This window comes from Streptomyces sp. AK010, from assembly GCF_014207295.1.
Lineage (GTDB): Bacteria > Actinomycetota > Actinomycetes > Streptomycetales > Streptomycetaceae > Streptomyces > Streptomyces massasporeus.
This window is the reverse complement of the sequence record NZ_JACHCX010000009.1, coordinates 32061-55336: the sequence shown is the minus strand read 5'-3', so window position 1 is coordinate 55336 and position 23276 is coordinate 32061. Positions and strand designations below refer to the sequence as shown.

The following is a 23276-nucleotide window of genomic DNA, read 5'->3' as shown; positions in this document are numbered from 1 at the left end:
TCCGGGTCACGCGACGCCCCGGCTCTCCTCCAGGTACGCCAGGGCCCCCACCGGCTCCTCGGCGAAGAACACCAGGTCGGTGAGCGGCCGGGGCAGGAAGCCCTCGGCGTCCATACGGCGGAACTGCTCCTTCAGGCCGTCGTAGAAGCCCGCGGTGTTGAGCAGGACCACCGGCTTGTCGGTGTGCCCGTGCTTCTTCAGTTCCAGGATCTCGGTCGCCTCGTCGAGCGTGCCGGTGCCGCCGACCATGATCACCACGGCGTCGGCCTTCTCCAGGAGCAGCCTCTTGCGCTCGGCGAGGTCCTTGGCGACGACCATCTCGTCGACGCCCGGGCGGGCCTTGGACGCGAGGAACTGCACGGAGACGCCGGCCAGCCGGCCGCCCGCCTCCTGCACCCCGTCGGCGACCACCTTCATCAGGCCGACGTCGGAGCCGCCCCACACGAGCGTGTGACCGCCCTTGCCCAGCAGCTCGGCGAACTCCCGCGCGGGGCGGGTGTAGCGCTCGTCGAGGTCGGCGGCGGACAGGAAGACACAGATGTTCATGAACCCACCGTACGGGCCCGGTCCCCCGCGACGACGACCCGCATTTTGGACTGCCGGTGGGGCAGGCGCTCCCAGTCGTCCATGAACCGGGCGTCCAGGCCGTGCCGGGCGGCGAGCTCGGTGAGGGTCCGGGTCCGGTAGTAGAAGTCCTCGTGCAGGACCTGGTGCTCCTCGCCCTCGGTGCGGTCGAAGGTGAAGTCGAAGAACCCGCCGGCCGCGAGGATCCGGCCGACGTGGGCGAAGCACTCCTCGATGACGTGCAGCGGTGAGTGCGAGAAGACGCTGTGCGCGTGCACGACGTCGAAGTGGGCGTCCGGCAGGAAGGCGAAGGTGAGGTCGTCGGCGAGCGCCAGGTAGGGCAGTTTGGGCTGGAGCTTCTCGGCGACGAGGGTGTCCTGGGCGGCGAGCAGGATGTGCGGCGAGATGTCGATGCCGTAGTAGTGCCCGGTGTCGAGGTGGTCGATGAACAGCCGCCCGGCGCGCAGGTTGCCGCAGCCGATCTCCAGCATCCGGTGGTGCGGCTTCAGGCCGTGGCCCACCAGGTAGTCGAACTGCATGCGGCCGATCCGCGCCCACTGCTCGCGCGAGGGGTTGTGCCCGACCGCCGCCTCGGTGCTGCGGGCCGCGTCCGAGGCCATGACGGCCCGGTAGTAGGCGATGTGGTCGGGGTGGCGCAGCCGCAACCAGGCGTCCCGCACCGCACGCCGGGCGTGCGCGGGCACCCGCTCCGGGTGGCGCAGCGCGTACCGGACCTGGTGGAGCAGACGGGAGCGGTTTCCGGCCGGTTCCTTGGCGCGCATCGGGGCCTCCTGCGGCGAGGGAAGAACTCCGCTTCAGCCTGCGCTGTACCCCGGGAGTCGGCTACCCGAGGAGGGGCGATCGTGACCAGAGGGCATCGCATCACCATCGAGCGCGGCGGCGGGCACGTGCGCGTGGTGCACGACGGGCAGGTGCTGGCGGAGAGCGACCGGTCGCTGGTGCTGCGCGAGACGGGCTGTCCCGAGCGGTACTACATCCCGCCCGAGGACGTGCGCCTGGACCTGCTGACGCCGTCCGGTACACAGACGTACTGCCCGTTCAAGGGCACCGCCTCCTACTGGTCGCGGCCGGACGCGGCGGACCTCGTCTGGGCGTATCCGGACCCCAAGCTGGACGTCGCGGAGATCAAGGACCACCTGTGCTTCTACGAAGTGGAAGTGTTCTGATCGGCTGACGCGCCGCCCGCTTCACCGATGAACACCGCGGCGTGCGGCAGTCTGCATGAGCATGGACAAGAAGACCCTTTCGCGCGACGGCACCCGCATCGCCTACGAGAGCACCGGCCGCGGTCCCGCGGTCGTCCTGGTGAGCGGCGCGATGTCGACGGGCGGCACTCTGGCGCCGCTCGCCGTGTCGCTCTCGGAGCGTTTCCAGGCCGTGGTGTACGACCGCCGGGGCCGCGGCGCCAGCGCGGACACCGCGCCGTACGCCGTGGAGCGTGAGGTCGAGGACCTGGCCGCGGTGATCGAGGCGGTGGGCGGCGAGGCGCTCCTGTACGGCATCTCCTCGGGCGGGGCGCTGGCGCTGGAGGCGGCGGCGAGCGGGCTGCCGGTACGGCGCGTCGCGGTGTACGAGACGCCGTTCGCGATGTCCGAGGAGGGCGCCAAGGAGCGCGCAGAGTACACGGAGCGGCTGACGGAGGCGCTCGGCGAGGGGCGGCGCGGGGACGCGGTCGAACTGTTCCTGCGGCTGACCGGTCTGGCCGAGGGGGTGATCCAGGGCGCCCGCCAGTCCCCCATGTGGGCCGGCATGGAGACGATGGCCACGAGCCTCGCCTACGACGACGCCGTGATGCGCGACGGCCGGGTCCCGCGCTCCCGGCTGGGTTCGGTCGCTGTTCCCGTCCTCGCGGTCGCGGGCGACGCGAGCCCCGCGTGGCTGCGCGAGGCGGCCCGGGCGATCGCGGACACGGTCCCCGAGGGCACGTACCGCACGCTGCAGGGGCAGACGCACATGGTCGAGCCGAACGTGCTGGCGCCGGTGCTGACGGAGTTCTTCAGCCGGGACTGAGCCGGGGGCGCGGGGGCACGCGCGCGTGGAGCCCGCCCCCGGGTCCCGCGGCGGGATCAGGTCCCGGTGCTCGTGGCGGGATCGGGTACCGGGTCCAGCGCCGGGATCAGGCCACGCCCGCCGTCGCCCGGGTCGTCGACGCGATCGTCGCCGAGCCCACCACGCGCGTGCCGTCGTACAGCACGATCGCCTGGCCGGGGGCGACGCCGCGGACGGGCTCGGTGAAGGTGACCTCCAGGGTGCCGTCGACGACGCGGGCGGTCACCTCGGTCTCGCCGCCGTGGGCGCGCAGCTGGGCCGTGTAGGTGCCGGGGCCGGTGGGGGCGGCGCCGCACCAGCGGGGCTTGATCGCGGTGAGGGCGCTGACGTCCAGGGCGGACGCCGGGCCGACGGTCACCGTGTTGTCCACCGGCGAGATGTCGAGGACGTAGCGCGGCTTGCCGTCGGCGGCGGGGGTGCCGATGCGCAGGCCCTTGCGCTGGCCGATGGTGAAGCCGTACGCGCCCTCGTGCGTGCCGAGCTTGGCGCCGGACTCGTCGACGATGTCTCCCTCGGAGCGGCCGAGCCGGTTCGCGAGGAAGCCCTGGGTGTCGCCGTCGGCGATGAAGCAGATGTCGTGCGAGTCGGGCTTCTTGGCCACGGCCAGGCCCCTGCGCTCGGCCTCCGCGCGGATCTCGTCCTTGGTGGTGAGGGTGTCGCCGAGCGGGAACATCGCGTGGGCGAGCTGCCGGTCGTCCAGCACACCGAGGACGTACGACTGGTCCTTGGCCATGTCGGAGGCGCGGTGCAGTTCGCGGGTGCCGTCCTCGCGCACGATCACCTGCGCGTAGTGGCCCGTGCAGACCGCGTCGAAGCCAAGCGCCAGCGCCTTGTCGAGGAGGGCGGCGAACTTGATCTTCTCGTTGCAGCGCAGGCACGGGTTGGGGGTGCGGCCGGCCTCGTACTCGGCGACGAAGTCCTCGACGACGTCCTCGCGGAAGCGGTCGGCGAGGTCCCACACGTAGAACGGGATGCCGATGACGTCCGCGGCCCGGCGGGCGTCGCGTGAGTCCTCGATGGTGCAGCAGCCGCGCGCGCCCGTCCGGAAGGACTGGGGGTTCGCGGAGAGCGCGAGGTGGACGCCGGTCACGTCGTGGCCCGCTTCGGCCGCGCGGGCGGCGGCGACGGCGGAGTCGACTCCGCCGGACATGGCGGCCAGGACGCGGAGGGGGCGGGGGCTCTGCGGGGTGTCAGTCATAACCCTTCCAGGGTACGGGGACGCGGGAACCAGGGCCGCCGGGTATCCGTTGACGATCACATGGGAGAGCGGAAGGCTTCGAAGGACGGCGACCGGAAGGTCGGCCGCCGCGCGCTGCTGATCGGCGGGACGGTGGCCGCGGCGGGCTCCGCCGTGCTCGCCCGGGACGAGCTGGCGCGCCTGTGGTGGCGCACTCCGGGCGTCGAGAAGCCGCGCAAGGAGGGCGAGGTCGACTACACGGGCGCGCGCTGGGTGGCGGCGTCGGAGGCGAACTGGCGGCGCGCGGACCGCCCCGACGACTACGGCATAGACATGGTCGTGGTGCACGTCACACAGGGCAGCTTCGACAGCGCGGTGAGGGCCTTCCAGGACCCGGGGCACCGGGCGGCGGCGCACTACATCGTCCGGCGGGACGGTCATGTCACGCAGATGATCCGCGAGCTGGACGTGGCCTACCACGCGGGCAACCGCGACTACAACGAACGCAGTGTCGGCATCGAGCACGAGGGTTTCGTGGACCGCCCGCGGGACCTCACGGACGAGATGTACGAGGCCTCGGCCCGTCTGACGGCCCGGATCTGCGCCCGCTACGACATACCCGTCGACCGCGAGCACATCATCGGCCACGTGGAGGTCCCGGGCACGGACCACACGGACCCGGGGCGGCACTGGGACTGGGAGAAGTACATGCGCCTGGTCCGACGGGCTCGGACGACACCGGCCTGATCCGACGGGACCGTACGACACCGGCCCTGTCCGACGGGCGCGGACGACTCCGTCCCTTCCACGACGGGACGTACGACACCGGCCCTGTCCGACGGGCGCGGACGACTCCGTCCCTTCCACGACGGGACGTACGACTCCGGCCTGACGGCACCGGTCCGTTCGCGACGGGACCCGCCCCGGCCCCGGCAAGGTCAGGTCAGGTCAGGTCAGGTCAGGTCAGGTCAGCCCCGCCGCCCTCGCCCGTTCCACCGCCGGGCCGATGGCCTTCGCCAGAGCCTCTATGTCGGCCTCGGTGGAGGTGTGGCCCAGGGAGAAGCGCAGGGTGCCGCGGGCCAGGTCGGGGTCCGTCCCGGTGGCGAGGAGGACATGGCTGGGCTGGGCGACGCCGGCGGTGCAGGCGGAGCCGGTGGAGCACTCGATGCCCTGGGCGTCGAGCAGGAGCAGCAGGGAGTCGCCCTCGCAGCCGGGGAAGGTGAAGTGCGCATTGGCCGGAAGACGACCCCCCGGGTCCGGGTCGCCACCGAGGATCGCGTCCGGGACGGCCGAACGGACCGCGCTGACGAGGGCGTCGCGCAGGGCGCCGATCTCGCGGGCGAACCACTCGCGCTGCTCGGCGGCCAGTCGCCCGGCGACGGCGAAGGAGGCGATGGCGGGCACGTCGAGGGTGCCGGAGCGCACGTGGCGCTCCTGGCCGCCGCCGTGCAGGACCGGTACGGGGGTGTGCTCGCGGCCGAGGATCAGTGCGCCGATGCCGTAGGGGCCGCCGATCTTGTGGCCGGACACGGTCATCGCGGCGAGGCCGGAGGCGGCGAAGTCCACGGGGATCTGGCCGAAGGCCTGGACGGCGTCCGCGTGCAGCGGGACGGCGAACTCGGCTGCCGCGCCGGCGAGTTCACGGACGGGGAGGATCGTCCCGATCTCGTTGTTCGCCCACATGACGGTGGCGAGGGCCACGTCGTCGGGGTCGCGGGCGATCGCCTCGCGCAGGGCGTCCGGGTGGACTCGGCCGTGGGAGTCGACCGGCAGGAACTCGATGGTGGCGCCCTCGTGTTCGCCGAGCCAGTGCACGGCGTCGAGGACCGCGTGGTGCTCGACGGGGCTGGCGAGGACGCGGGTGCGGGCCGGGTCGGCGTCGCGACGTGACCAGTACAGGCCCTTGACGGCCAGGTTGTCGGCCTCCGTGCCGCCCGAGGTGAAGACGACCTCGCTGGGGCGGGCGCCGAGGGCTTCGGCGAGGGTCTCGCGGGCCTCCTCGACGGTGCGGCGGGCCTGCCTGCCGGATGCGTGGAGGGAGGACGCGTTGCCGGTGGCACCCAGCTGGGCGGTGAGCGCCTCTGCCGCCTCCGGGAGCATCGGGGTGGTCGCGGCGTGGTCGAGGTAAGCCATGGTGAGCCCGATTCTACGGCTCCCTTTCGGCGGGCCTCGGATCAAGGCTGGCCGAACGTGAAGCGCCGTGCGGCGCGGCGACGGCCCGTCGTCCCCGGGCCCGGCCGCGGCGTACCGGCGGACGGTTGTCCGACGACGGCTCAGAAGCTCCACGAGATGGTGCTGTCGAACTCCATGAAGGCCGCGAGGACCAGCAGGTCGGCGACGCCCAGGCCCAGGCCCAGCAGTGCGCGGCCGCGGCGCTCGGTGCCGCGCCACAGGGCGACGCTCGCCAGCACGATGGCGATCGGGCCGAGGAAGAGGTTGAGCACGAGCAGGCCGAGCAGGCCGAGGATGAAGGACGCGACGGCCATGCCGTCGGTGTCACGGATACCGGTGCGGCGCGGGGCCGGAGCGGTGAGCTGCATGATGATCGACTCCCGGAGTCGGATCGGAGGGACGGTGGACGGCGTCGGTGTCAGTGGGCCTGGGTGTGGCGCCGGCGACCGCGCTCGCGGAGCGCGAAGATGCCGAGCCAGACGGCGATGACGGCACCGACGGCGACGGAGAAGGTGAGCGGCGCGTGCGCGACGGTGCCCAGGACGACACCCAGCAGCAGGAGCGCGGCGACGATGAACAGCACGGGTAACAGCCCCCAAGATTTCGGTGAACGCTTGTAGTTACACTTGTTCACTGACTTCCCAGCCTAACGCCTGTCATGACTTTTCAATTCCAGAGAACAGTTGTTAACTGCATGGCATGAGTCACACCCTCGGCATCCGGCAGGCCCAGAAGCAGAAGACCCGGCAGGCACTCCTGGACGCGGCCCTGGTGCTGCTCGAGGAGCAGAGCCTGAGCAGTCTGGGACTGCGTGAGGTCACCCGCGCCGTCGGTGTCGCCCCGACCGCCTTCTACCGCCACTTCCGCTCCACGGCGGATCTGGGCGTGGCCCTGGTCGAGGAGGCGCTGGGCAGCCTGCACCCGATGATCCGGACGACGGTGTCCACGACGGGCGACCGCGAGGAACGCGTCACGCGCACCATCGGCCTGATCGCCCGTCACGTCGACGGGTACCCCGCCCATGTCCGGTTCATCGCCCGTGAACGACATGGCGGAGTTCAGCCGGTCCGGGAGGCGATACGGGAGCAACTCGCCCGGTTCGCCCAGGAGGTCAAGGACGAACTGGCCAAGGACCCGGTGTCCGAGGGCTGGAGCGAGGACGACCTGCTGATGCTCGCGCATCTCTACGTCGACCAGATGCTGAGCACGGCGTCGCTGTTCCTGGAGGCCCTCGAAGGGCCGGAGGAGGAGCGCCCGGAGCGGACCCGGCAGGTCGCACAGCTGGCGGCCCGCCAGATGCGGCTGATCGGCCTCGGTCGGCATCACTGGCTGGATTGACACCCCCGGCCGCCGGCACCGGCCGGATCGACACCCCCGGCCGCCGGCACCGGCTGCATCGACACCCCCCGCCGCCGGCACCGGCTGCATCGACACCCCCCGCCGCCGGATCCACCCTCGCGACAACACACAGGGGCGGCGCGCCCGTTACCCGGACGCGCCGCCCCTGCCGTGCCCGGGCGGACCCGGGCCCGCACCACGCCTACTGCTCCTTCTGCGACTGCTGGGGCTGCTGCCCCTGCCCGCCCGCGGCCTGACCGCCGCCGCCCGGGCCGCCACAGCCGCCGCCCTGCCCCCCACCGGGACCGCCCTGGCCGCCCTTCCCGCCTCCCGGCGCGCCGCTGGGCATTCCCGAAGGGGCCCCGGACGGCGCGCCCGTGGGCTCGGCTCCCGCCAAGGCGGCACCCGAGGGAGCTCCGGAGGGTGCGCCGGAAGGGGCTCCCGAGACCGCCCCCGACGGCGCCTGGCAGGCCTGCTGCCGACCGGACCCGCCGCTGTTCGAGGACGACGAGGAGTCACCCGACCCGCAGGCCGCCAGGGCCAGGGGCGAGAGCGCCGGCAGGGCAACGGCGGGAAGGAGACGCGCACGCTTCATGAGAAACAACTCCCGGGAGGGTGAGGAAGTCCTGAGGCGTGAACTCAACCAATCCCGCTTGGGCCTCCCTTGGGGCCGCCCTGTGGCCTGCCTGTCGACCGGGCGAAGTTCAGCCCAGCCGGGCCCGCGCCAGCTGCCGGGACTGGGCGACCAGCCGGTCCGCGCTGTCCCACACCTCGGCGTCCTCCTCCAGGAAGCCGCCGGCGAGGTTACGCGTGGTGATCGACACCCGCAGCGGGCCCGGCGCCGGGCGGCAGCGGACGTGCACGGTCAGCTCGACGGTCGGCACCCAGCCCTTCAGGCCGATCTCGAACGCCGTGGGCGGCAGGGCGTCGACCGCGAGCAGCAGGGAGAGCGGGTCGTGATCGCGCCCGTCCTCGAGTCCGAACCAGGCCCGCATCTCACCCTTGCCGGAGGGTTGCCCGAAGGCCCAGCCGAGGGTGGACGGGTCGAGCTTGAGCATCAGGCGCTCGGTGATCGCCGAACTGCCGTCGACGGGGGCGGGCCCGTCCTCCGGGCCGAAGCAGTGCTCCAGCGGCGGGATCGCGGGCGGCAGGGCCGTCGTACGGACGTCGTCGGGCAGGGTGTCCAGGTCGCCGTAGGAGGCGAGGACGCGGATGCGTTCCACCTCGCGACCCTCGTCGTCGTACTGGAAGAGGGATGCCTGGCCGGTCGACAGGGTGCGGCCGGTGCGGACGACGTCCGTGCGGACGACCGCCGGGCCGGGCTGGGACGCGGTCAGGTAGTGCGCAGAGATCGTGAAGGGGTCGGCGTGCGGCAGGGTGTCCGCGAGGGCGCGGCCCAGGACGGCCAGCAGGTAGCCGCCGTTGACGGCGCTGATGATCGTCCAGCCGGCGGAGAGGTCGATGTCGTAGACGCCCGGCGCGCGGCGGGTGAGCGCGGTGTCGCGGTCGAACTCGCTGTCGCCGATCGTGGCCCGGGCGGCCGGGGCGGTGGCTGCTTCTGGCATGGCTGAACAGTACAAGAACTAACTACTAAGCGGTAGCTTTTCTACTCCGGGTCAAGGTCATGCCTTGGTGAGACACGGGCAATTTCTCGGTAAGTGTCCGACTCGTCCGTAAACCCAGGGGCTCGACGCGTCCCTCTACAGGGGCATGAGCCTCACCGGGACACCGTTCCTCTGCACGCTGGTCGTACTGTCCGTCGCCACCCTCGTCCTGCCGCTGATCCTCTGGTCGCGCATCCGCGGCCCCCGGGTCCTGCGTGCCGCGGCCCGGGCGCTGATGCTGCTGTTCGCCCAGGGTACGGCCGTGGCCCTGGTCTTCACGCTGGTCAACAACGCCAACAACCTGTACGACAACTGGGCCGACCTGCTCGGCACCGGCGACCACGTGCAGGAGGCGGCGAATCTGGGCGCCGACGGCACCGGCGGGATCGCGCTCGAGCGGCTGCCCAAGGTGCGGCAGGCCTTCGAGCCGGCCACCGGGCCAGGGATGAGCGCGGCCGGCGGGGTGCGGGTGACCCAGCTCAGGGGCCGGGTGTCGGGGGTGAACGCGGAGGTCTACGTCTGGCTGCCGCCGCAGTACGACGAACCGGCCTACCGGCACCACAGGTTCCCGGTGGTGGAGCTGCTGCCCGGCTACCCCGGCTCGGCGAAGGCGTGGTTCGGCTCACTGCACGCGCACGAGCAACTGCTGCCGCTGATGCGGAGCGGGCAGGTCGCCCCGTTCATCCTGGTCGCCCCCCGCACCAACCTGCTGGCCGGCGTGGACACCGGTTGCGCCAACATCCCGGGCACCGTCGACGCCGACACCTGGCTGAGTGTCGACGTGCCGAAGATGGTGACGGACAACTTCCGCGCCCAGTCCGCCCCGCGGGGCTGGGCCGTCGCCGGCTACTCCGCCGGGGCGCACTGCGCGGCCCGGCTCGCCGTCGCCCACCCCGACCGCTACCGGGCCGCCGTCAGCCTGTCCGGCTACAACGACCCGATCGGCGAACGCGACTCCCTCACCGCGCAGAGCCCCGCCCTGCGCGCCGCGAACAACCCCTTCCTGATGCTGCGCCGGTCACCCGTCCCGCCGCGGATCGCGCTGTACCTCTCCGGCCAGCCGCACGACGGCTACGAGGCCGCCGTGGCCCTGGAGCAGACCGCGAGGGCCCCGACGACGGTGCACGTCGTGTACATCCCGAAGAGCGCGGGCGGCCACAACATGGCGCTGTGGCGGCCGCAGGTGGTGCCGGTGTTCCGGTGGCTGACCCAGGAGATGGGCGCCCGCCCCGTCACGGCAGGACGGGCTGCTCCTCCTCGCTCACCGTCGACCGGCGGTGCCACGCCCGCGGAGCTCGCCAGTGGTACCGCATCGCGAGCAGGCGCAGTACGAAGGCGGTGATCACCGCGAGGCCGCTGGTGAGCGGGTTCAGGACGTCGTAGCGGATGCACAGGGCGATCAGCGCGGAGCCGACGATCGCCGGGACCGCGTACAGGTCGCGGTCCCAGCGCAGCAGCGAGGGCACCTCGTTGGCGAGGACGTCCCGCAGCACACCGCCGCCCACGGCGGTGGTCAGCCCGAGTCCGGCCGAGGCGGTCAGGCCCAGCCCGTACTCGTACGCCTTGATCGTGCCGGCGGCGCAGAACAGGCCGAGGCCGGCCGCGTCGAAGACGTTCACCGCGACCTGGATGCGTTCCACCTGCGGGTGCAGGAAGAAGACCAGGAGGGTGGCGAGCAGCGGGGTGAGGAAGTACCCCAGGTCCGTGAAGGCGGCGGGCGGTACGGCCCCGATGACCAGGTCCCGGAACAGCCCGCCGCCCAGCGCGGTGACCTCGGCGAGGACGGCCATGCCGAACACGTCGAAGTTCTTCCGCACGGCCAGCAGGGCGCCGGAGATCGCGAAGACGAAGATGCCGATCAGGTCGAGCGTGTGCTGGACGGACGGGCTGAAGAGTTGCTGGAGCACCCCGTCATTTTCACCCACGGGTGAGCCCCCGCCCTGATGTACGAGGGCGGGGGCTCGGGTGGACTCGCTTCCGGTCCGGCCGGACTCACTTCTCCACGGTCGCGGCGTCGTCCCCCGCGGTCTTCCCCACGTTGTTCTCCGCGGCCGCCTCGTGCGCCGACGACAGCAGCTTGGTGTCCTGCGGCTGCTGGTCCGCGAAGTTCTCCGGGTGGTGACAGGCGACCTGCTGCCCGGCCCGCAGCTCCTTGAGCGGCGGCTCGGTCGTCTTGCAGATCTCCGTCGCCTTCCAGCACCGGGTGTGGAAGCGGCAGCCGCTCGGCGGGGCGATCGGCGAGGGCACGTCGCCCTTGAGCAGGATGCGCTCGCTCTTGGCGCCCCGGCGCTTCGGGTCCGGAACCGGCACGGCCGACAGCAGGGCCTTGGAGTACGGGTGCATCGGGGACTTGTACAGCTGGTCGCGTTCCGCCAGCTCGACGATCTTGCCGAGGTACATCACCGCGATCCGGTCCGAGACGTGCCGGACGACCGACAGGTCGTGCGCGATGATCACATACGTCAGGCCCAGCTCCTGCTGGAGGTCGTCCAGCAGATTCACCACCTGCGCCTGGATCGACACGTCCAGCGCGGAGACCGGCTCGTCCGCCACGACCAGCTTGGGATTGAGGGCGAGCGCGCGGGCGATGCCGATGCGCTGGCGCTGGCCGCCGGAGAACTCGTGCGGGTAGCGGTTGTAGTGCTCGGGGTTGAGGCCGACCACCGACAGCAGCCGCTGGACCTCCTTCTTCACACCGCCCTCGGGCTCGACGCCCTGGAGCCGGAAGGGGGCGCCGACGATCGTGCCGATCGTGTGGCGGGGGTTCAGCGAGGAGTACGGGTCCTGGAAGATCATCTGCACGTCGCGGCGCATGGGGCGCAGCTCGCCGGTCTTCAGGTGCGTGATGTCCTGGCCCTCGAACTCGACCGAGCCGCCGGTCGGTTCCAGCAGCCGGGTGATCAGCCGGCCCATGGTGGACTTGCCGCAGCCCGACTCGCCGACGACGCCGAGCGTCTCGCCCTTGCGCACCTCGAAGTCGATACCGTCGACGGCACGCACCGCGCCGGTCTGCCGCTGGAGCAGGCCCTTGCGGATCGGGAAGTGCTTCTGAAGGCCGGTCACCTTCAGCAGGACCTCGCCGTCGGCGGTGGTGCCCTTGGTGAGGGTGCTCCCGCTGGTGTCCGGTGTGCTCACCGTTTTGTCGTCGCTCACAGCTTCGGCGCAATCTCTTCGGTCCAGATACGCTCCCGCTGCTCCTGCGTCATGTGGCAGGCGGCCCAGTGCGAGCCGCCGACCTCGGTCAGCTCGGGGCGGACCGTGCGGGTGACGTTGTCCTTCGGGACGTCCGCGTACGGGCAGCGCGGGTTGAAGGCGCAGCCGGACGGGAGGTTGATGAGGGAGGGCGGCGCACCCTTGATCGGGATGAGCCGGTCGGTCTCCTCGCGGTCCATGCGCGGCATCGAGCCGAGCAGACCCCAGGTGTAGGGGTGCCGGGGCCGGGAGAACACGTCCTCGGCGGGGCCGCGTTCCACGCACCGGCCGCCGTACATGACCAGCAGGTCGTCGGCCATCTCGGCGACCACACCCAGGTCGTGGGTGATCATGATGACCGCGGAGCCGAACTCCTTCTGCAGATCGTGGATCAGGTCCAGGATCTGCGCCTGCACGGTGACGTCCAGCGCGGTGGTCGGCTCGTCGGCGATGAGCAGCTCGGGGTTGTTCACCAGCGCCATGGCGATCATGGCGCGCTGGCGCATACCGCCGGAGAACTCGTGCGGGTAGCCGTCGACGCGCTTGGCGGGCTCGGGGATGCCGACCCGGTCGAGCATCTCGACCGCCCGCTGCCGGGCGACCTTCTTGCTGACGTCGTGGTGGACGCGGTACGCCTCGACGATCTGCTGCCCCACGGAGTAGTAGGGGTGCATCGCCGACAGCGGGTCCTGGAAGATCATGGCCATCTTCCGGCCGCGCAGCCGCCGTACGTCGTCGGGGTCGGCCCCGATCAGCTCCTGGCCGTCGAGCCAGACCTCGCCGGAGACCCTGGCGCGCGCCGAGCGGTGCAGGCCCATCACGCCGAGCGAGGTGACCGACTTGCCGGAGCCGGACTCGCCCACGATGCCCAGGGTCTTGCCCTTGCGCACGTCGAAGCTGACGCCGTCGACGGACTTGACCAGACCGTCGTCGGTGTCGAAGTGGATGCGCAGATCACGGACGGACAGAAACACGTCGTCCGGGACGGACGCTGCGGTGGTGTCCGGTTCGCCGAGCGCCGCCTTGTCGAGCTTGCTCACGAGTACCTCACCCGGGGGTCGATGGCGGCGTACACCAGGTCGACGATCAGATTGCAGAAGACGATGAAGAACGCGGCGACCATGGTGACGCCCATGATGATCGGCAAATCGTTCGTCTGGATGGACTGGATGGCGTAGGCGCCGATGCCCTGGAGCGAGAAGACGGTCTCGGTGAGCACAGCGGAGCCGATGAGGATGCCGAAGTCCATACCGAAGATGGTGACGATCGGGGTGAGCGCGGAGCGCAGGCCGTGCTTGGCCACCACCGTGGTCTCCTTCAGACCCTTGGCCCTGGCCGTTCTGATGTAGTCCTCGCTCATCGTCTCCAGCATGCCCGCCCGGGTGAGCCGGGCGTAGAGCGCGGAGAAGAGAAAGGCGAGGCTGATCCAGGGCAGCACCAGGTGCCAGGCCCATTCCGCGGGGTTCTCGGTGAACGGGACGTAGTCGACGCTGTCCCAAATGGGGATCTCGTAGACGAAGAGCGCCAGCAGGATCTGGCCGGTGAAGAAGATCGGGAGCGAGACGCCGGCGAGGGCGATGAACATGGCGGCGCGGTCGATCGGCTTGCCCTTGCGCAGGGCCGAGATGACACCGGTCGTGACACCGAAGAGCACCCAGATCACCGCGGCACCGACGGCCAGCGAGAAGGAAACGGGAATCCGCTCCGTGAGCTGGGGCCACACCTCGACGTGGCTCTTGAAGGAGTACCCGAAGCAGGGTGCGCTGCAGTGCGTCGCGTCGGGACCGAACTTGTAGTCGGCGCCCACCACGAGGCCCTTGAGGAAGTCCCAGTACTGGACGTAGAACGGCTGGTCCAGACCCAGGTTCTGCTTGATCGCGGCAACGGATGCGGGGTTCGCGTCCTTGCCGACGTACTGGGTGGCCAACTGGTCGGCCGTCTGCCCGCCGATGCGGGGTACCAGGAAGAAGATGGCGAAGGTGACTGCGCTGACCACCAGCAGCAACAGCACTGCGCCCATGACGCGTCGGAGGATGTACGCAGCCACAGCTGTACGGCCCCGGGTGGCCGCGGCGGGGTCGTCCGCCGCGGCCACCCGGTGCCTTCACCTGCCTTTCGAAAGGATCCGGCCTGCTGAATTACTTCGAGGAGCTCATCAGCAGGTAGTCGTACATGCCGAGGTAGGCCTGCGTGACCGTGACGTTCGTCGCGGACGTCGGCCGGAGCAGCAGGTTCTTGCGGTAGACCAGCGGGACGACCGAGGCGTTGTCGAGGACCATCTTGTCGATGTCACCCCAGGCCTTGGTGCGGGCCGCGTCGTCGGTGTTGGCGATCGCGTCCGTCAGGGCCTTGTTGATCTTCGGGTCGTCCAGCTCCATCAGGTTGTTGCCGCCCGAGGGCTTGATGGCCGCACCGTTGACGATCTGGTCGAGGAAGCCGTAGCCGGTCGGCCAGTCGGCACCCCACGCCATCGAGAGCATGCCGAGCTTGTTGTCGTGGACGTAGCTCGGGACACCGGCGAAGTTCGAGAAGTACTTGCCGGAGGGGAACTGCTTGATCTCGATGTTGATGCCGACCTTCTTCAGCGACGCCTGGATGGCGGTCGCCGCGGCGATCTCGGCGGGACGGTCGGAACGGGCCGTCAGGATCGTGTTGAAGCCGTTCGGCTTGCCGCACGCCTTCAGGGCCGCCTTGGCCTTGGCCACGTCACCCTTGTGACCGTCGGTCGCGTAGGTGTCGAACTTGGTGTAGCCGTTCACCGACGGCGGCAGCAGCGTGGTCGCCACGTCACCCTTGGGCGAACCGCCCATGGCGTCGAGCACCGACTGCTTGTCGAGGCCCCACTGGACGGCCTTGCGGCAGTCGGCGTTGTCGAACGGCTTCACGTTCACGTTGAGCGCGATGTACTGCGTGGCGCCCGCGTAGGAGCTGTCCGTCTGGTTGGCGTACTTGCCGCGCAGCACCTTCGGCTGGGTCTGCGGCTGCACACCCGTGCCGGCCGCGTCAGCCGTGATCTTGTCGGAGAGCAGGTTGTTGTCGACCGTGACCGGGTTGACCTTGAACTTGATCGTGATCTTGTCCGGCAGGGCCTTGCGGATCGGGTCCGTCTTGGCGTCCCACTGCTTGTTGCGCACGAGGGTGGCGCCGCGGCCCTCCTCGTAGGACTGGAACTGGTACGGGCCGGAGGACTGGATGGCCTGCACGTACTTCGCACCGGTGTCCTTCGCCTGCGGCACGGGGGCCGTCTGCGAGAACGTCGCCAGGTAGTCGAAGTCGGCGAACGGCTGCTTCAGCTTGAAGACGATCGTCCGGTCGTCCGGCGTCTCGATGGACTTGAGGCCATCGGCGGACTTGTCCTTGTAGGGACCCTGGTACTTGTCGCCACCCTCGAGGTACGCCTTGAAGTACGTCGGGCCGTTGGACAGTGCCTCGGGCGCGAAGTTGGAGCGCTCGATGGCGTACTTGACGTCCTTGGACGTCACCGGGGTGCCGTCCTGGAACTTCACACCCGCACGCAGCTTGTACGTCCAGGTCTTGGCGTCCGGGCTGGCCTTGCCGAGTCCCTCGGCGAGGTCCGGCACAACCTCCAGGCCTTCCTTGCCCGCCGCCGGCTTGAACGTGGTGAGCGTCCGGCCGTAGAGGCGGGAGAAGTTCTGCACCCAGCCGTAGTACGTGTTGCCCGGGTCGAGGGAGTCCGGCACGTCCGAGTGCTCGTACGTGGCCGTCCCTCCCTTCTTGTCCGACGCGTTGACGATCGAGTTCAGCGCGGCGTCCTTCTTGCCGTTGCCTCCCCCGTCGTTGTCGTCACCTCCGCCGCCGCACGCGGCAGCACCCAGCGACAGTGCCAGGACCGACGCAACGCCGGCGGTCACCCTTCTCGTCTTCACCTGAGGAAGCCCCCTCATTCGATGGATCACTTGCTGCGAGGGTCGAGGGCGTCACGCAGCCCGTCACCCAGCAGGTTGAAGGCCAGGACGGTGATGAAGATCGCCAGTCCGGGCACGAACATGTACTGCGGATCAGCCGTGTAGAGATCCACAGCGTTGCTGAGCATGCCGCCCCAGGAAGCCTGCGGCGGAGCGATACCGACGCCGAGGAAGCTCAGCGCGGCCTCGAACAGGATGTTCGTCGGGATGATCAGCGTCGAGTAGACGAGGATCGGCGCGACGAGGTTCGGGAGAAGCTCCCGGAACAGGATGTACGGGCCGCGTGCCCCGAGGCTCGTGGAGGCCTCGATGAACTCCCGCTTGCGCAGGGTCATCGTCTGGGCCCGCACAATGCGGCCGATGTACGGCCAGCTGAAGAAGCCGATCACGAAGATCAGCACACAGATGCGCAGCGGCAGGCCTTCGAGGCCGAAGAACCCGTCCTGCACCGAGGCGGAGATCGAGATCGCGAACAGCAGCAGGGGGAAGGCCAGGAACGTGTCCATGAGCCTGCTGATCACGCTGTCGATCCAGCCGCCGTAGTAGCCGGCGACGACACCGAGCACGGTGCCGATGCACACGGACAGCAGCGTGGCACCGCCCGCGACCAGGAGGGAGACCCAGGAGCCGTCGATGATGCGGGCGAGCATGTCACGGCCGTACTGGGGGTCCACGCCGAGCGGGTGGTCCCAACTCATTCCTCCCCAGCCGCCCTTGGGGGCGAGCAGCGCGGGGTCGATGAGGTCCTGGTTGAACTTGTTGGGATCGAGGTTGAAAATCCACTGGATCGGCTTGGAGAACACCGCCATGAGCACGAGCAGGATGACGACGACGCCTCCCGCCATCGCCACCTTGTCCCGCTTGAAGCGCATCCAGGCGATCTGGGTGAGCGAGCGCCCCTCGATCTGGCTCTTCTTGACCCCGGAGAGCACGGCCTCGGGCTGTGCTCCGGCTTCCGCCCCGGTGGTCTCGATGGGTGCGGTCACGGTGCGATTGACCCCTCTCGGGCCGGCGATCGCCGAGCCCCTGGCTGCCGCTGTAGCGGTTTTGTTTGTCTCGTACACAAGACCGACCCGGCCCGTGTCTTGCGGGGAGTCTTCAACGCTTTGGCGATCTGTTGCCAGACTTGGCGATGAATGGATGCGTAAACGTGATGCTGTCCGGGGGGTTCCGTTATCCGGACAGCGGGTAGCGGGGGTCGGACGCGCCAGGACAGGTGGATTTTAGGACATCCTTGCCCTTTCCGCCCCTATCTACGCGCGGAGAGCTGAGCGGTTGTCGCGTTCGAGGGGTGGTGCGAGGGGGGCTACGGGGGCGACTTCGAGCCGGTCAGTACCGGCCCTGCGCGGGAGGGTATCCGTAGCCGGAGACCGGGGCCTGGACGGGGGCGGTGGCGTGGGCCTCGCGGTCGTAGAACGGGCGGGCCTTCGCACGCAGCCACATGGCCACCGGGTCGTGTTCGTCGGACATGGCGACGGTCGACACGGGAAGCCCGTCCGGCACGGCGCCGAGGGACTGCTGCATCATCGCGCGCACGGAGTCCACGGCCGGCGGCGAGGTGTCGTACACATCCAGTCCGATGGCGAGGTACGGCGCCCCGAGGGCGGGCTGCACCCAGGCCCGGCGCAGCGAGCGGACGGCGGGGGTGCGGTGGGCGTTCTGCGCGAGCAGGGCGTAGAACTGCGGGATCTCGATGGCGGGTTCGGACAGCCGCAGGGGGCCGGCGGGCTGGCGGTCCAGGCCCGTGGCGATTCTGCGCAGGTCGAGCCAGGGGATGCCGACGCCGCCGCCGGGGGCGTGCGGGTTGAGCCAGAGGCCGTGGTGGTCGGGGTAGAGGGCGCGGGCGACGTCGACTCCGTCGACCACCTCGCAGGAGCGGTTCCAGCCGCTGGCGGAGAGCTCCTGGGCGGAGGTCACGCAGGGGGCGTAGCCGTAGCCGTCGACATCCATGTTTCCGTACTGGGCGTCGGGGGAGCCGGCCTGCCCGTGCCACAGGAGCATCCAGATCTGGCCGCTGTGCGGGGTCGCGAGCGCGCGCAGGAGTGCCTCGTAGGCGTCGTAACGCCCGGGCGTGACCTGGCGCAGCATGTGCTCGACCTGTCCGGCCGCGGCCGTGCCGCTCGCGCTCACCTTTACCGCCCCTTCGTACAACGCCTCGACGGTGCCCTAGCTTAAGCCCGCACGGGAGCCCGGGGATTATGCCGCCGGGCGGGTGCGGGTCGAGTGTGGTTGATCGCGCCCGCGCGCCGGAGCCGCCGATACGGCCTCGCGCCCCTGGGGCGGCTGCCCTACCGCTGGTAGAAGGGCCGGACCCGCTCCCGCATCCACGCTCCCACCGGGTCCTCCGCCACGTCCAGGAGGACGAGGTTGACCGGCCAGGGGGCCGGGACCGCGGTGACGGCCCGGGTGAGGGCGTCCAGGGGGAGGGCGCGCAGGTCGCCTTCCCACTGGGAGAGTTCGACGCCGACGAACATCACCGGTTCGGCGGTCTCGATCGCGGCGAGGCAGCGGCGGGCCGTGACGACGACGCCGGTCGCCTCGAACTCGGCGGAGGCGGCGGCGAGGAAGTCCACCGGGTCGTCCTGCCAGTCGGGCTCGAAGAGGCGGACCCGGCCGCCGCTCGCGGGACCGTCCAGCGGCGTCCGGCCGGCCCGGCACAGCTCGGCCACGGCGGGCGGCGGGAGCGGGATGCCCACCACACCGCCCGGGTTGACGGCTATGCCGGCGTGCGGGGGCAGGCCGCGGGCGAACTCCACGGCGGGCGCGATCGTGTACGACATGTGGGAGCCGACGACCTGGCGGAACTGCTCCTCGGAGCTGAACACCGGCACGAACGCCTGGCCCTCGATCTCGATGCCGGGCAGGTCGAGGGGGCCGCTGTGCGGGCCGCCGCCGCTGGGCAGCGGGATCCACACGAAGCTCCGGCCGAGCACCTCGACGATCCGCCCGCCGGCCGCCGGTCCGGCGCCGAGGGAGGCCGAGAGCACCTCCTCCAGCTCGTTGCCGGGCCAACCGCCGTGCGGGTGGGTCTGCGTCTGCGCCGGGAAGTCCGCGGAGAAGTCCGCCGGGATGTCCATCTGCCTACCGCCTGCCTGGAACCACTGCTGTGGCTCAAAAGGCTAACGGCTGACGGGCGCCCGGGGCATCGGGAACAGGGCCGGTGCGATACGGCGCGGGCTCAGCCCGTGAAGCCGATTCTGTGCAGGGTGTTCGCCGTGTCCCGGTCGGCGAGGACGGCCGAGCCGCAGCCGCTGGGGAGGTCACCGCGCTCCACCGCGCGCATGAGGCGGTTGCTCGCCGCGCGGTGACGCAGGAACGCGTAGCGCGAGACGCCGCGGCCTCGGTCGCGCTGACCGGCCAGGGCCTGCTCGGGGGTGACGTCGAGGAGGAACAGATGGAGCGTGCCGCCCCGGCGGCGGGCCTCGCGGGCGAGCCAGCGGCGGACCCAGGCCTGGGCTCCGCAGTCGTGCACGACGACGCCCTCCCCGGTGCGCAGGGCGCGGCGCAGCCCGGCGTAGTGGGAGAGGCGGACGAGCGGGCGGTAGAGCGCGTACGGCAGGGCGCGCGGCATGCGGCGCTCCCAGCGGTCGCGGGTGTCCTGGGAGTCGATGCGCCGGCCCGGCACGGTGCGCCGCATCAGCGTGGACTTGCCGCTGCCGGGCAGGCCCGTGACCACGACGAGGTCGCGGGGGCCGAACAGCAGCGCGTGCGGGCCGCCTTCGGGGCGGTCGCGCAGGTCGCGGACGACCGGCGCCGGCGCCGGGGCGCGGACCGCCCGGACCGGAGCGGCGGCCGGCTGCTCGGGCAGCGCGATGCCCGTCGTCGCGTACGCGGTGGTCCTGTTCACCGTGATCGTCCTCCCCTGGGGCCAGGTACGGAGTCCCATCCCCGCCGAGTGTAAAGAGAAGGTAATGCGGCAGGCCTCTCATTTACGTTCTCGTCCTGCAACAGGGCTGCTACAGGTCGCTGTGTCCGGCGCGCGGGACTCGTGCACTCCCTGTGAAAGGTCCCCCTGCCGCGCCGGAAGGATGCGTGCAATGATGTGCGCGCCAACTGCATACCGGCCGTTTGAATCCGCGCGGGAGAGTCCCCGGCATCGCAAGAGCTGGGGCGCCGAAGGAGCAAGTCCCTCCCTTGAATCTCTCAGGCCCCGTTACCGCGCGGGCGAGGCACATCTGAAAAGCGGGCCGCCCCCTGTCCTCGACGGGGACGCGGCTCCACCCAAGGTGCAAGCCATGGACCCGTGCGGTCATGGCGAACCTCTCAGGTTCCGATGACAGATGGGGAGGAACGACCTCGCCCGTCATTGCCCTGGGAGACGACCGACCGTGAGCAGTACAGGAGAACTCCGTCACACCGCGCTCGATGCCCTGCATCGTGTCCTCGGTGCGACGATGACCGATTTCGCCGGCTGGGACATGCCCCTGCGCTACGGCTCCGAGCGCGACGAGCACATCGCCGTGCGCACGAAGGCCGGCCTCTTCGACCTCTCCCACATGGGCGAGATCACCGTCACCGGGCCGCAGGCCGCCGCGCTGCTGGACTTCGCCCTGGTGGGCAACATCGGCGGCGTGAAGCCGGGCCGGGCCCGCTACACCATGATCTGCCGGGCCGACGGCGGCATCCTGGACGACCTGATCGTCTACCGGCTGGGCGAGACCGAGGCCGCTTCTTCTGAATACATGGTCGTCGCCAACGCCTCCAACGCCCAGGTGGTGCTGGACGCGCTGACCGAGCGCGCCGCCGGCTTCGACGCCGAGGTGCGCGACGACCGGGACGCCTACGCGCTGCTCGCCGTACAGGGTCCCGAGTCCCCCGGGATCCTGAAGTCCCTGACCGACGCCGACCTCGACGGCCTGAAGTACTACGCCGGGCTGCCCGGCACGGTCGCGGGCGTCCCGGCCCTGATCGCCCGGACCGGCTACACCGGCGAGGACGGCTTCGAGCTCTTCGTGAAGCCCGAGCACGCCGTCGAGCTGTGGCAGGCCCTGACCAAGGCCGGCGAGGGCGTCGGCCTCGTCCCGTGCGGGCTGTCCTGTCGCGACACGCTGCGCCTGGAGGCGGGCATGCCGCTGTACGGGCACGAGCTGTCGACCTCCCTCACGCCCTTCGACGCCGGGCTCGGCCGGGTGGTGAAGTTCGAGAAGGAGGGCGACTTCGTGGGCCGCGAGGCCCTGCGCGAGGCCGCCGCCCGCGCCGAGCAGAACCCGCCGCGCGTCCTGGTCGGCCTGATCGCCGAGGGCCGCCGGGTCCCGCGCGCCGGGTACGCCGTCGTCGCCGGCGGCGAGGTGATCGGCGAGGTCACCTCCGGCGCCCCCTCCCCCACCCTCGGCAAGCCGATCGCGATCGCGTACGTCGACCCCGCGCACGCCGCGCCCGGCACGAGCGGCGTGGGTGTGGACATCCGGGGCAGTCACGAGCCGTACGAGGTCGTGGCGCTGCCGTTCTACAAGCGCCAGAAGTAGACACTGGCCGAAGGGCCGCGGCAGCGACCCCGTGCCCGTCGCCCCAGCTCACCAGCAGTCCCCCCTTCCACAGCACTCCCGCGCGTACAGGAGAATCCAGGCCATGAGCAACCCCAAAGAGCTGCGCTACAGCAAGGAGCACGAGTGGCTGTCGGCCGCCGAGGACGGCGTGTCGACGGTCGGCATCACGGAGCACGCGGCCAACGCGCTCGGCGATGTCGTGTTCGTCCAGCTTCCCGAGGTGGGTGACTCCGTGTCCGCCGGCGAGACCTGCGGCGAGCTGGAGTCGACCAAGTCGGTGTCCGACCTGTACTCCCCCGTCTCCGGTGAGATCACCGAGGTCAACGAGGACGTCGTGAACGACCCGGCGCTGGTGAACTCGGCCCCCTTCGAGGGCGGCTGGCTGTTCAAGGTGCGGGTCACGGACGAGCCGGGCGACCTGCTCTCCGCCGACGAGTACACCGCGTTCTCCGCGGGCTGAGGAGTCGTATGTCCGTCCTGAACACACCCCTGCACGAGCTCGACCCGGCGGTCGCCGCCGCGGTCGACGCCGAGCTGCACCGCCAGCAGTCCACGCTGGAGATGATCGCTTCGGAGAACTTCGCTCCGGTCGCGGTCATGGAGGCGCAGGGCTCGGTCCTCACCAACAAGTACGCCGAGGGCTACCCGGGCCGCCGCTACTACGGCGGCTGCGAGCACGTCGACGTGGTCGAGCAGATCGCGATCGACCGCATCAAGGAACTGTTCGGCGCCGAGCACGCCAACGTCCAGCCGCACTCGGGCGCCCAGGCCAACGCCGCCGCGATGTTCGCGCTGCTCAAGCCGGGCGACACGATCATGGGTCTGAATCTCGCGCACGGCGGGCACCTGACCCACGGCATGAAGATCAACTTCTCCGGCAAGCTCTACGACGTCGTCGCCTACCACGTGGGCGAGGACGGCCGGGTCGACATGGCCGAGGTCGAGCGGCTGGCCAAGGAGTCCAAGCCGAAGCTGATCGTCGCCGGCTGGTCGGCCTACCCGCGGCAGCTGGACTTCGCCGCGTTCCGCCGGATCGCGGACGAGGTCGGCGCGTACCTGATGGTCGACATGGCCCACTTCGCCGGGCTGGTCGCGGCCGGGCTGCACCCGAACCCGGTGCCGCACGCGCACGTGGTCACCACCACGACCCACAAGACCCTCGGCGGCCCGCGCGGCGGTGTGATCCTCTCCACGGCCGAACTGGCCAAGAAGATCAACTCCGCCGTCTTCCCCGGTCAGCAGGGCGGTCCGCTGGAGCATGTGATCGCCGCCAAGGCGGTCTCCTTCAAGGTCGCCGCCTCGGAGGACTTCAAGGAGCGCCAGCGCCGTACGCTGGAGGGTGCCCGCATCCTGGCCGAGCGTCTGGTGAAGGACGACGTCCGGGCCGTGGGCGTGGACGTCCTGTCCGGCGGCACGGACGTGCACCTCGTCCTGGTCGACCTGCGCCACTCGGAGCTGGACGGCCAGCAGGCCGAGGACCGCCTCCACGAGGTGGGCATCACGGTCAACCGGAACGCGATCCCGAACGACCCCCGTCCGCCGATGGTGACGTCCGGTCTGCGGATCGGCACGCCGGCGCTGGCGACCCGGGGCTTCGCAGCCGAGGACTTCGCGGAGGTCGCGGACGTCATCGCCGAGGCGCTGAAGCCGTCCTACGACGCGGAGGCCCTCAAGGCCCGGGTGAAGGCCCTGGCCGACAAGCACCCGCTGTACCCGGGTCTGAACGCGTAACGAAGAACCCTTTCGG

General features: G+C 70.7%; 25 protein-coding genes and 1 riboswitch. Of the genes, 8 read left to right on the top strand and 17 right to left on the bottom strand.

The window, feature by feature from the left end:
• Positions 1-6: 6 nt before the first annotated feature.
• Positions 7-546, bottom strand: a complete 540-nt coding sequence (locus HDC93_RS18670) for a TIGR00730 family Rossman fold protein (RefSeq protein ID WP_185012054.1) — start codon at positions 544-546, stop codon at positions 7-9.
• Positions 543-1346, bottom strand: a complete 804-nt coding sequence (locus HDC93_RS18665) for a class I SAM-dependent methyltransferase (RefSeq protein ID WP_185012053.1) — start codon at positions 1344-1346, stop codon at positions 543-545. Before HDC93_RS18665 ends, HDC93_RS18670 begins: the two co-directional genes overlap by 4 nt.
• Positions 1347-1427: 81 nt before the next feature.
• Here HDC93_RS18665 and HDC93_RS18660 point away from each other — a divergent pair, with 81 nt between their 5' ends.
• Together HDC93_RS18660 and HDC93_RS18655 are read left to right on the top strand one after the other, a co-directional pair.
• Complete coding sequence (locus HDC93_RS18660) at positions 1428-1751, top strand: DUF427 domain-containing protein (RefSeq protein WP_185012052.1); 324 nt, start codon at positions 1428-1430, stop codon at positions 1749-1751.
• Positions 1752-1812: 61 nt separating this feature from the next.
• Entirely contained in the window at positions 1813-2595 is a 783-nt protein-coding gene (locus HDC93_RS18655; RefSeq protein WP_185012051.1) for an alpha/beta fold hydrolase, read from the top strand.
• Between the two features lie 106 nt (positions 2596-2701).
• Here the strand turns inward: HDC93_RS18655 and mnmA are convergent, their stop codons facing one another.
• Complete coding sequence (gene mnmA, locus HDC93_RS18650) at positions 2702-3832, bottom strand: tRNA 2-thiouridine(34) synthase MnmA (protein ID WP_185012050.1); 1131 nt, start codon at positions 3830-3832, stop codon at positions 2702-2704.
• 60 nt (positions 3833-3892) lie between these two features.
• On the opposite strand from mnmA, the gene HDC93_RS18645 reads away from it, so the two are divergent.
• Entirely contained in the window at positions 3893-4558 is a 666-nt protein-coding gene (locus tag HDC93_RS18645; protein WP_185012049.1) for an N-acetylmuramoyl-L-alanine amidase, read from the top strand.
• Positions 4559-4774: 216 nt separating this feature from the next.
• On the opposite strand, the gene HDC93_RS18640 is transcribed toward HDC93_RS18645, so the two are convergent.
• The 3 genes from HDC93_RS18640 to HDC93_RS18630 form a co-directional block, all read right to left on the bottom strand.
• Positions 4775-5944 (bottom strand): cysteine desulfurase family protein, encoded by a 1170-nt coding sequence (locus tag HDC93_RS18640; protein ID WP_185012048.1) that lies wholly within the window; start codon positions 5942-5944, stop codon positions 4775-4777.
• Positions 5945-6084: 140 nt separating this feature from the next.
• Positions 6085-6351, bottom strand: a complete 267-nt coding sequence (locus HDC93_RS18635) for a DUF4190 domain-containing protein (protein WP_185012047.1) — start codon at positions 6349-6351, stop codon at positions 6085-6087.
• Between the two features lie 50 nt (positions 6352-6401).
• Positions 6402-6566, bottom strand: a complete 165-nt coding sequence (locus tag HDC93_RS18630) for a hypothetical protein (protein WP_031103608.1) — start codon at positions 6564-6566, stop codon at positions 6402-6404.
• A gap of 116 nt (positions 6567-6682) precedes the next feature.
• Between HDC93_RS18630 and HDC93_RS18625 the strand changes: the two genes are divergently transcribed.
• Complete coding sequence (locus HDC93_RS18625) at positions 6683-7321, top strand: TetR family transcriptional regulator (RefSeq protein WP_185012046.1); 639 nt, start codon at positions 6683-6685, stop codon at positions 7319-7321.
• 202 nt (positions 7322-7523) lie between these two features.
• Here the strand turns inward: HDC93_RS18625 and HDC93_RS38505 are convergent, their stop codons facing one another.
• Positions 7524-7670, bottom strand: coding sequence for a hypothetical protein (locus tag HDC93_RS38505; protein ID WP_260419652.1), 147 nt, complete (start codon positions 7668-7670; stop codon positions 7524-7526).
• A 355-nt stretch (positions 7671-8025) separates the two neighbouring features.
• The gene (locus tag HDC93_RS18615; RefSeq protein ID WP_185012044.1) at positions 8026-8886 is read right to left on the bottom strand and encodes a thioesterase family protein; all 861 of its coding nucleotides are present in this window, start codon (positions 8884-8886) and stop codon (positions 8026-8028) included.
• Positions 8887-9031: 145 nt separating this feature from the next.
• Here HDC93_RS18615 and HDC93_RS18610 point away from each other — a divergent pair, with 145 nt between their 5' ends.
• On the top strand, positions 9032-10267 hold the full coding sequence (locus tag HDC93_RS18610) for an esterase family protein (protein WP_185012043.1): 1236 nt from the start codon (positions 9032-9034) through the stop codon (positions 10265-10267).
• Here the strand turns inward: HDC93_RS18610 and HDC93_RS18605 are convergent.
• The 9 genes from HDC93_RS18605 to HDC93_RS18565 form a co-directional block, all read right to left on the bottom strand.
• Positions 10158-10832 (bottom strand): trimeric intracellular cation channel family protein, encoded by a 675-nt coding sequence (locus HDC93_RS18605; protein ID WP_185012042.1) that lies wholly within the window; start codon positions 10830-10832, stop codon positions 10158-10160. The two genes, HDC93_RS18610 and HDC93_RS18605, sit on opposite strands and share 110 nt — an antisense overlap.
• 85 nt (positions 10833-10917) lie before the next feature.
• On the bottom strand, positions 10918-12078 hold the full coding sequence (locus tag HDC93_RS18600) for a dipeptide ABC transporter ATP-binding protein (protein WP_311774575.1): 1161 nt from the start codon (positions 12076-12078) through the stop codon (positions 10918-10920).
• On the bottom strand, positions 12075-13157 hold the full coding sequence (locus tag HDC93_RS18595; protein WP_185012041.1) for an ABC transporter ATP-binding protein: 1083 nt from the start codon (positions 13155-13157) through the stop codon (positions 12075-12077). The genes HDC93_RS18600 and HDC93_RS18595 overlap by 4 nt, the downstream gene beginning before the upstream one ends.
• A complete protein-coding gene (locus tag HDC93_RS18590) occupies positions 13154-14164 on the bottom strand; it encodes an ABC transporter permease (protein WP_185012040.1) in 1011 nt (336 codons plus the stop codon). Before HDC93_RS18590 ends, HDC93_RS18595 begins: the two co-directional genes overlap by 4 nt.
• A 91-nt stretch (positions 14165-14255) precedes the next feature.
• A complete protein-coding gene (locus HDC93_RS18585) occupies positions 14256-16022 on the bottom strand; it encodes an ABC transporter substrate-binding protein (protein ID WP_185012039.1) in 1767 nt (588 codons plus the stop codon).
• A gap of 8 nt (positions 16023-16030) precedes the next feature.
• Positions 16031-17029 carry an ABC transporter permease gene (locus HDC93_RS18580; protein ID WP_175434851.1) on the bottom strand — a complete coding sequence of 333 codons (999 nt, stop codon included), beginning with the start codon at positions 17027-17029 and terminating at the stop codon, positions 16031-16033.
• Between the two features lie 343 nt (positions 17030-17372).
• The gene (locus tag HDC93_RS18575; protein WP_185012038.1) at positions 17373-18173 is read right to left on the bottom strand and encodes an enhanced serine sensitivity protein SseB C-terminal domain-containing protein; all 801 of its coding nucleotides are present in this window, start codon (positions 18171-18173) and stop codon (positions 17373-17375) included.
• 158 nt (positions 18174-18331) lie between these two features.
• Entirely contained in the window at positions 18332-19120 is a 789-nt protein-coding gene (locus tag HDC93_RS18570) for an enhanced serine sensitivity protein SseB (RefSeq protein WP_185012037.1), read from the bottom strand.
• 101 nt (positions 19121-19221) lie between these two features.
• Positions 19222-19890: an AAA family ATPase gene (locus HDC93_RS18565; protein WP_185012036.1), complete on the bottom strand. Its 669-nt coding sequence runs from the start codon at positions 19888-19890 to the stop codon at positions 19222-19224.
• A 222-nt stretch (positions 19891-20112) separates the two neighbouring features.
• Positions 20113-20212: riboswitch (glycine riboswitch) on the top strand.
• A 159-nt stretch (positions 20213-20371) separates the two neighbouring features.
• Here HDC93_RS18565 and gcvT point away from each other — a divergent pair.
• The 3 genes from gcvT (at position 20372) to glyA (ending at position 23260) form a co-directional block, all read left to right on the top strand.
• Entirely contained in the window at positions 20372-21508 is a 1137-nt protein-coding gene (gene gcvT / locus HDC93_RS18560) for a glycine cleavage system aminomethyltransferase GcvT (protein ID WP_185012035.1), read from the top strand.
• A 103-nt stretch (positions 21509-21611) separates the two neighbouring features.
• Positions 21612-21989 carry a glycine cleavage system protein GcvH gene (gene gcvH, locus HDC93_RS18555; protein ID WP_097220803.1) on the top strand — a complete coding sequence of 126 codons (378 nt, stop codon included), beginning with the start codon at positions 21612-21614 and terminating at the stop codon, positions 21987-21989.
• Between the two features lie 8 nt (positions 21990-21997).
• Positions 21998-23260: a serine hydroxymethyltransferase gene (glyA, locus tag HDC93_RS18550; protein WP_185012034.1), complete on the top strand. Its 1263-nt coding sequence runs from the start codon at positions 21998-22000 to the stop codon at positions 23258-23260.
• The last annotated feature ends 16 nt before the right edge of the window (positions 23261-23276 follow it).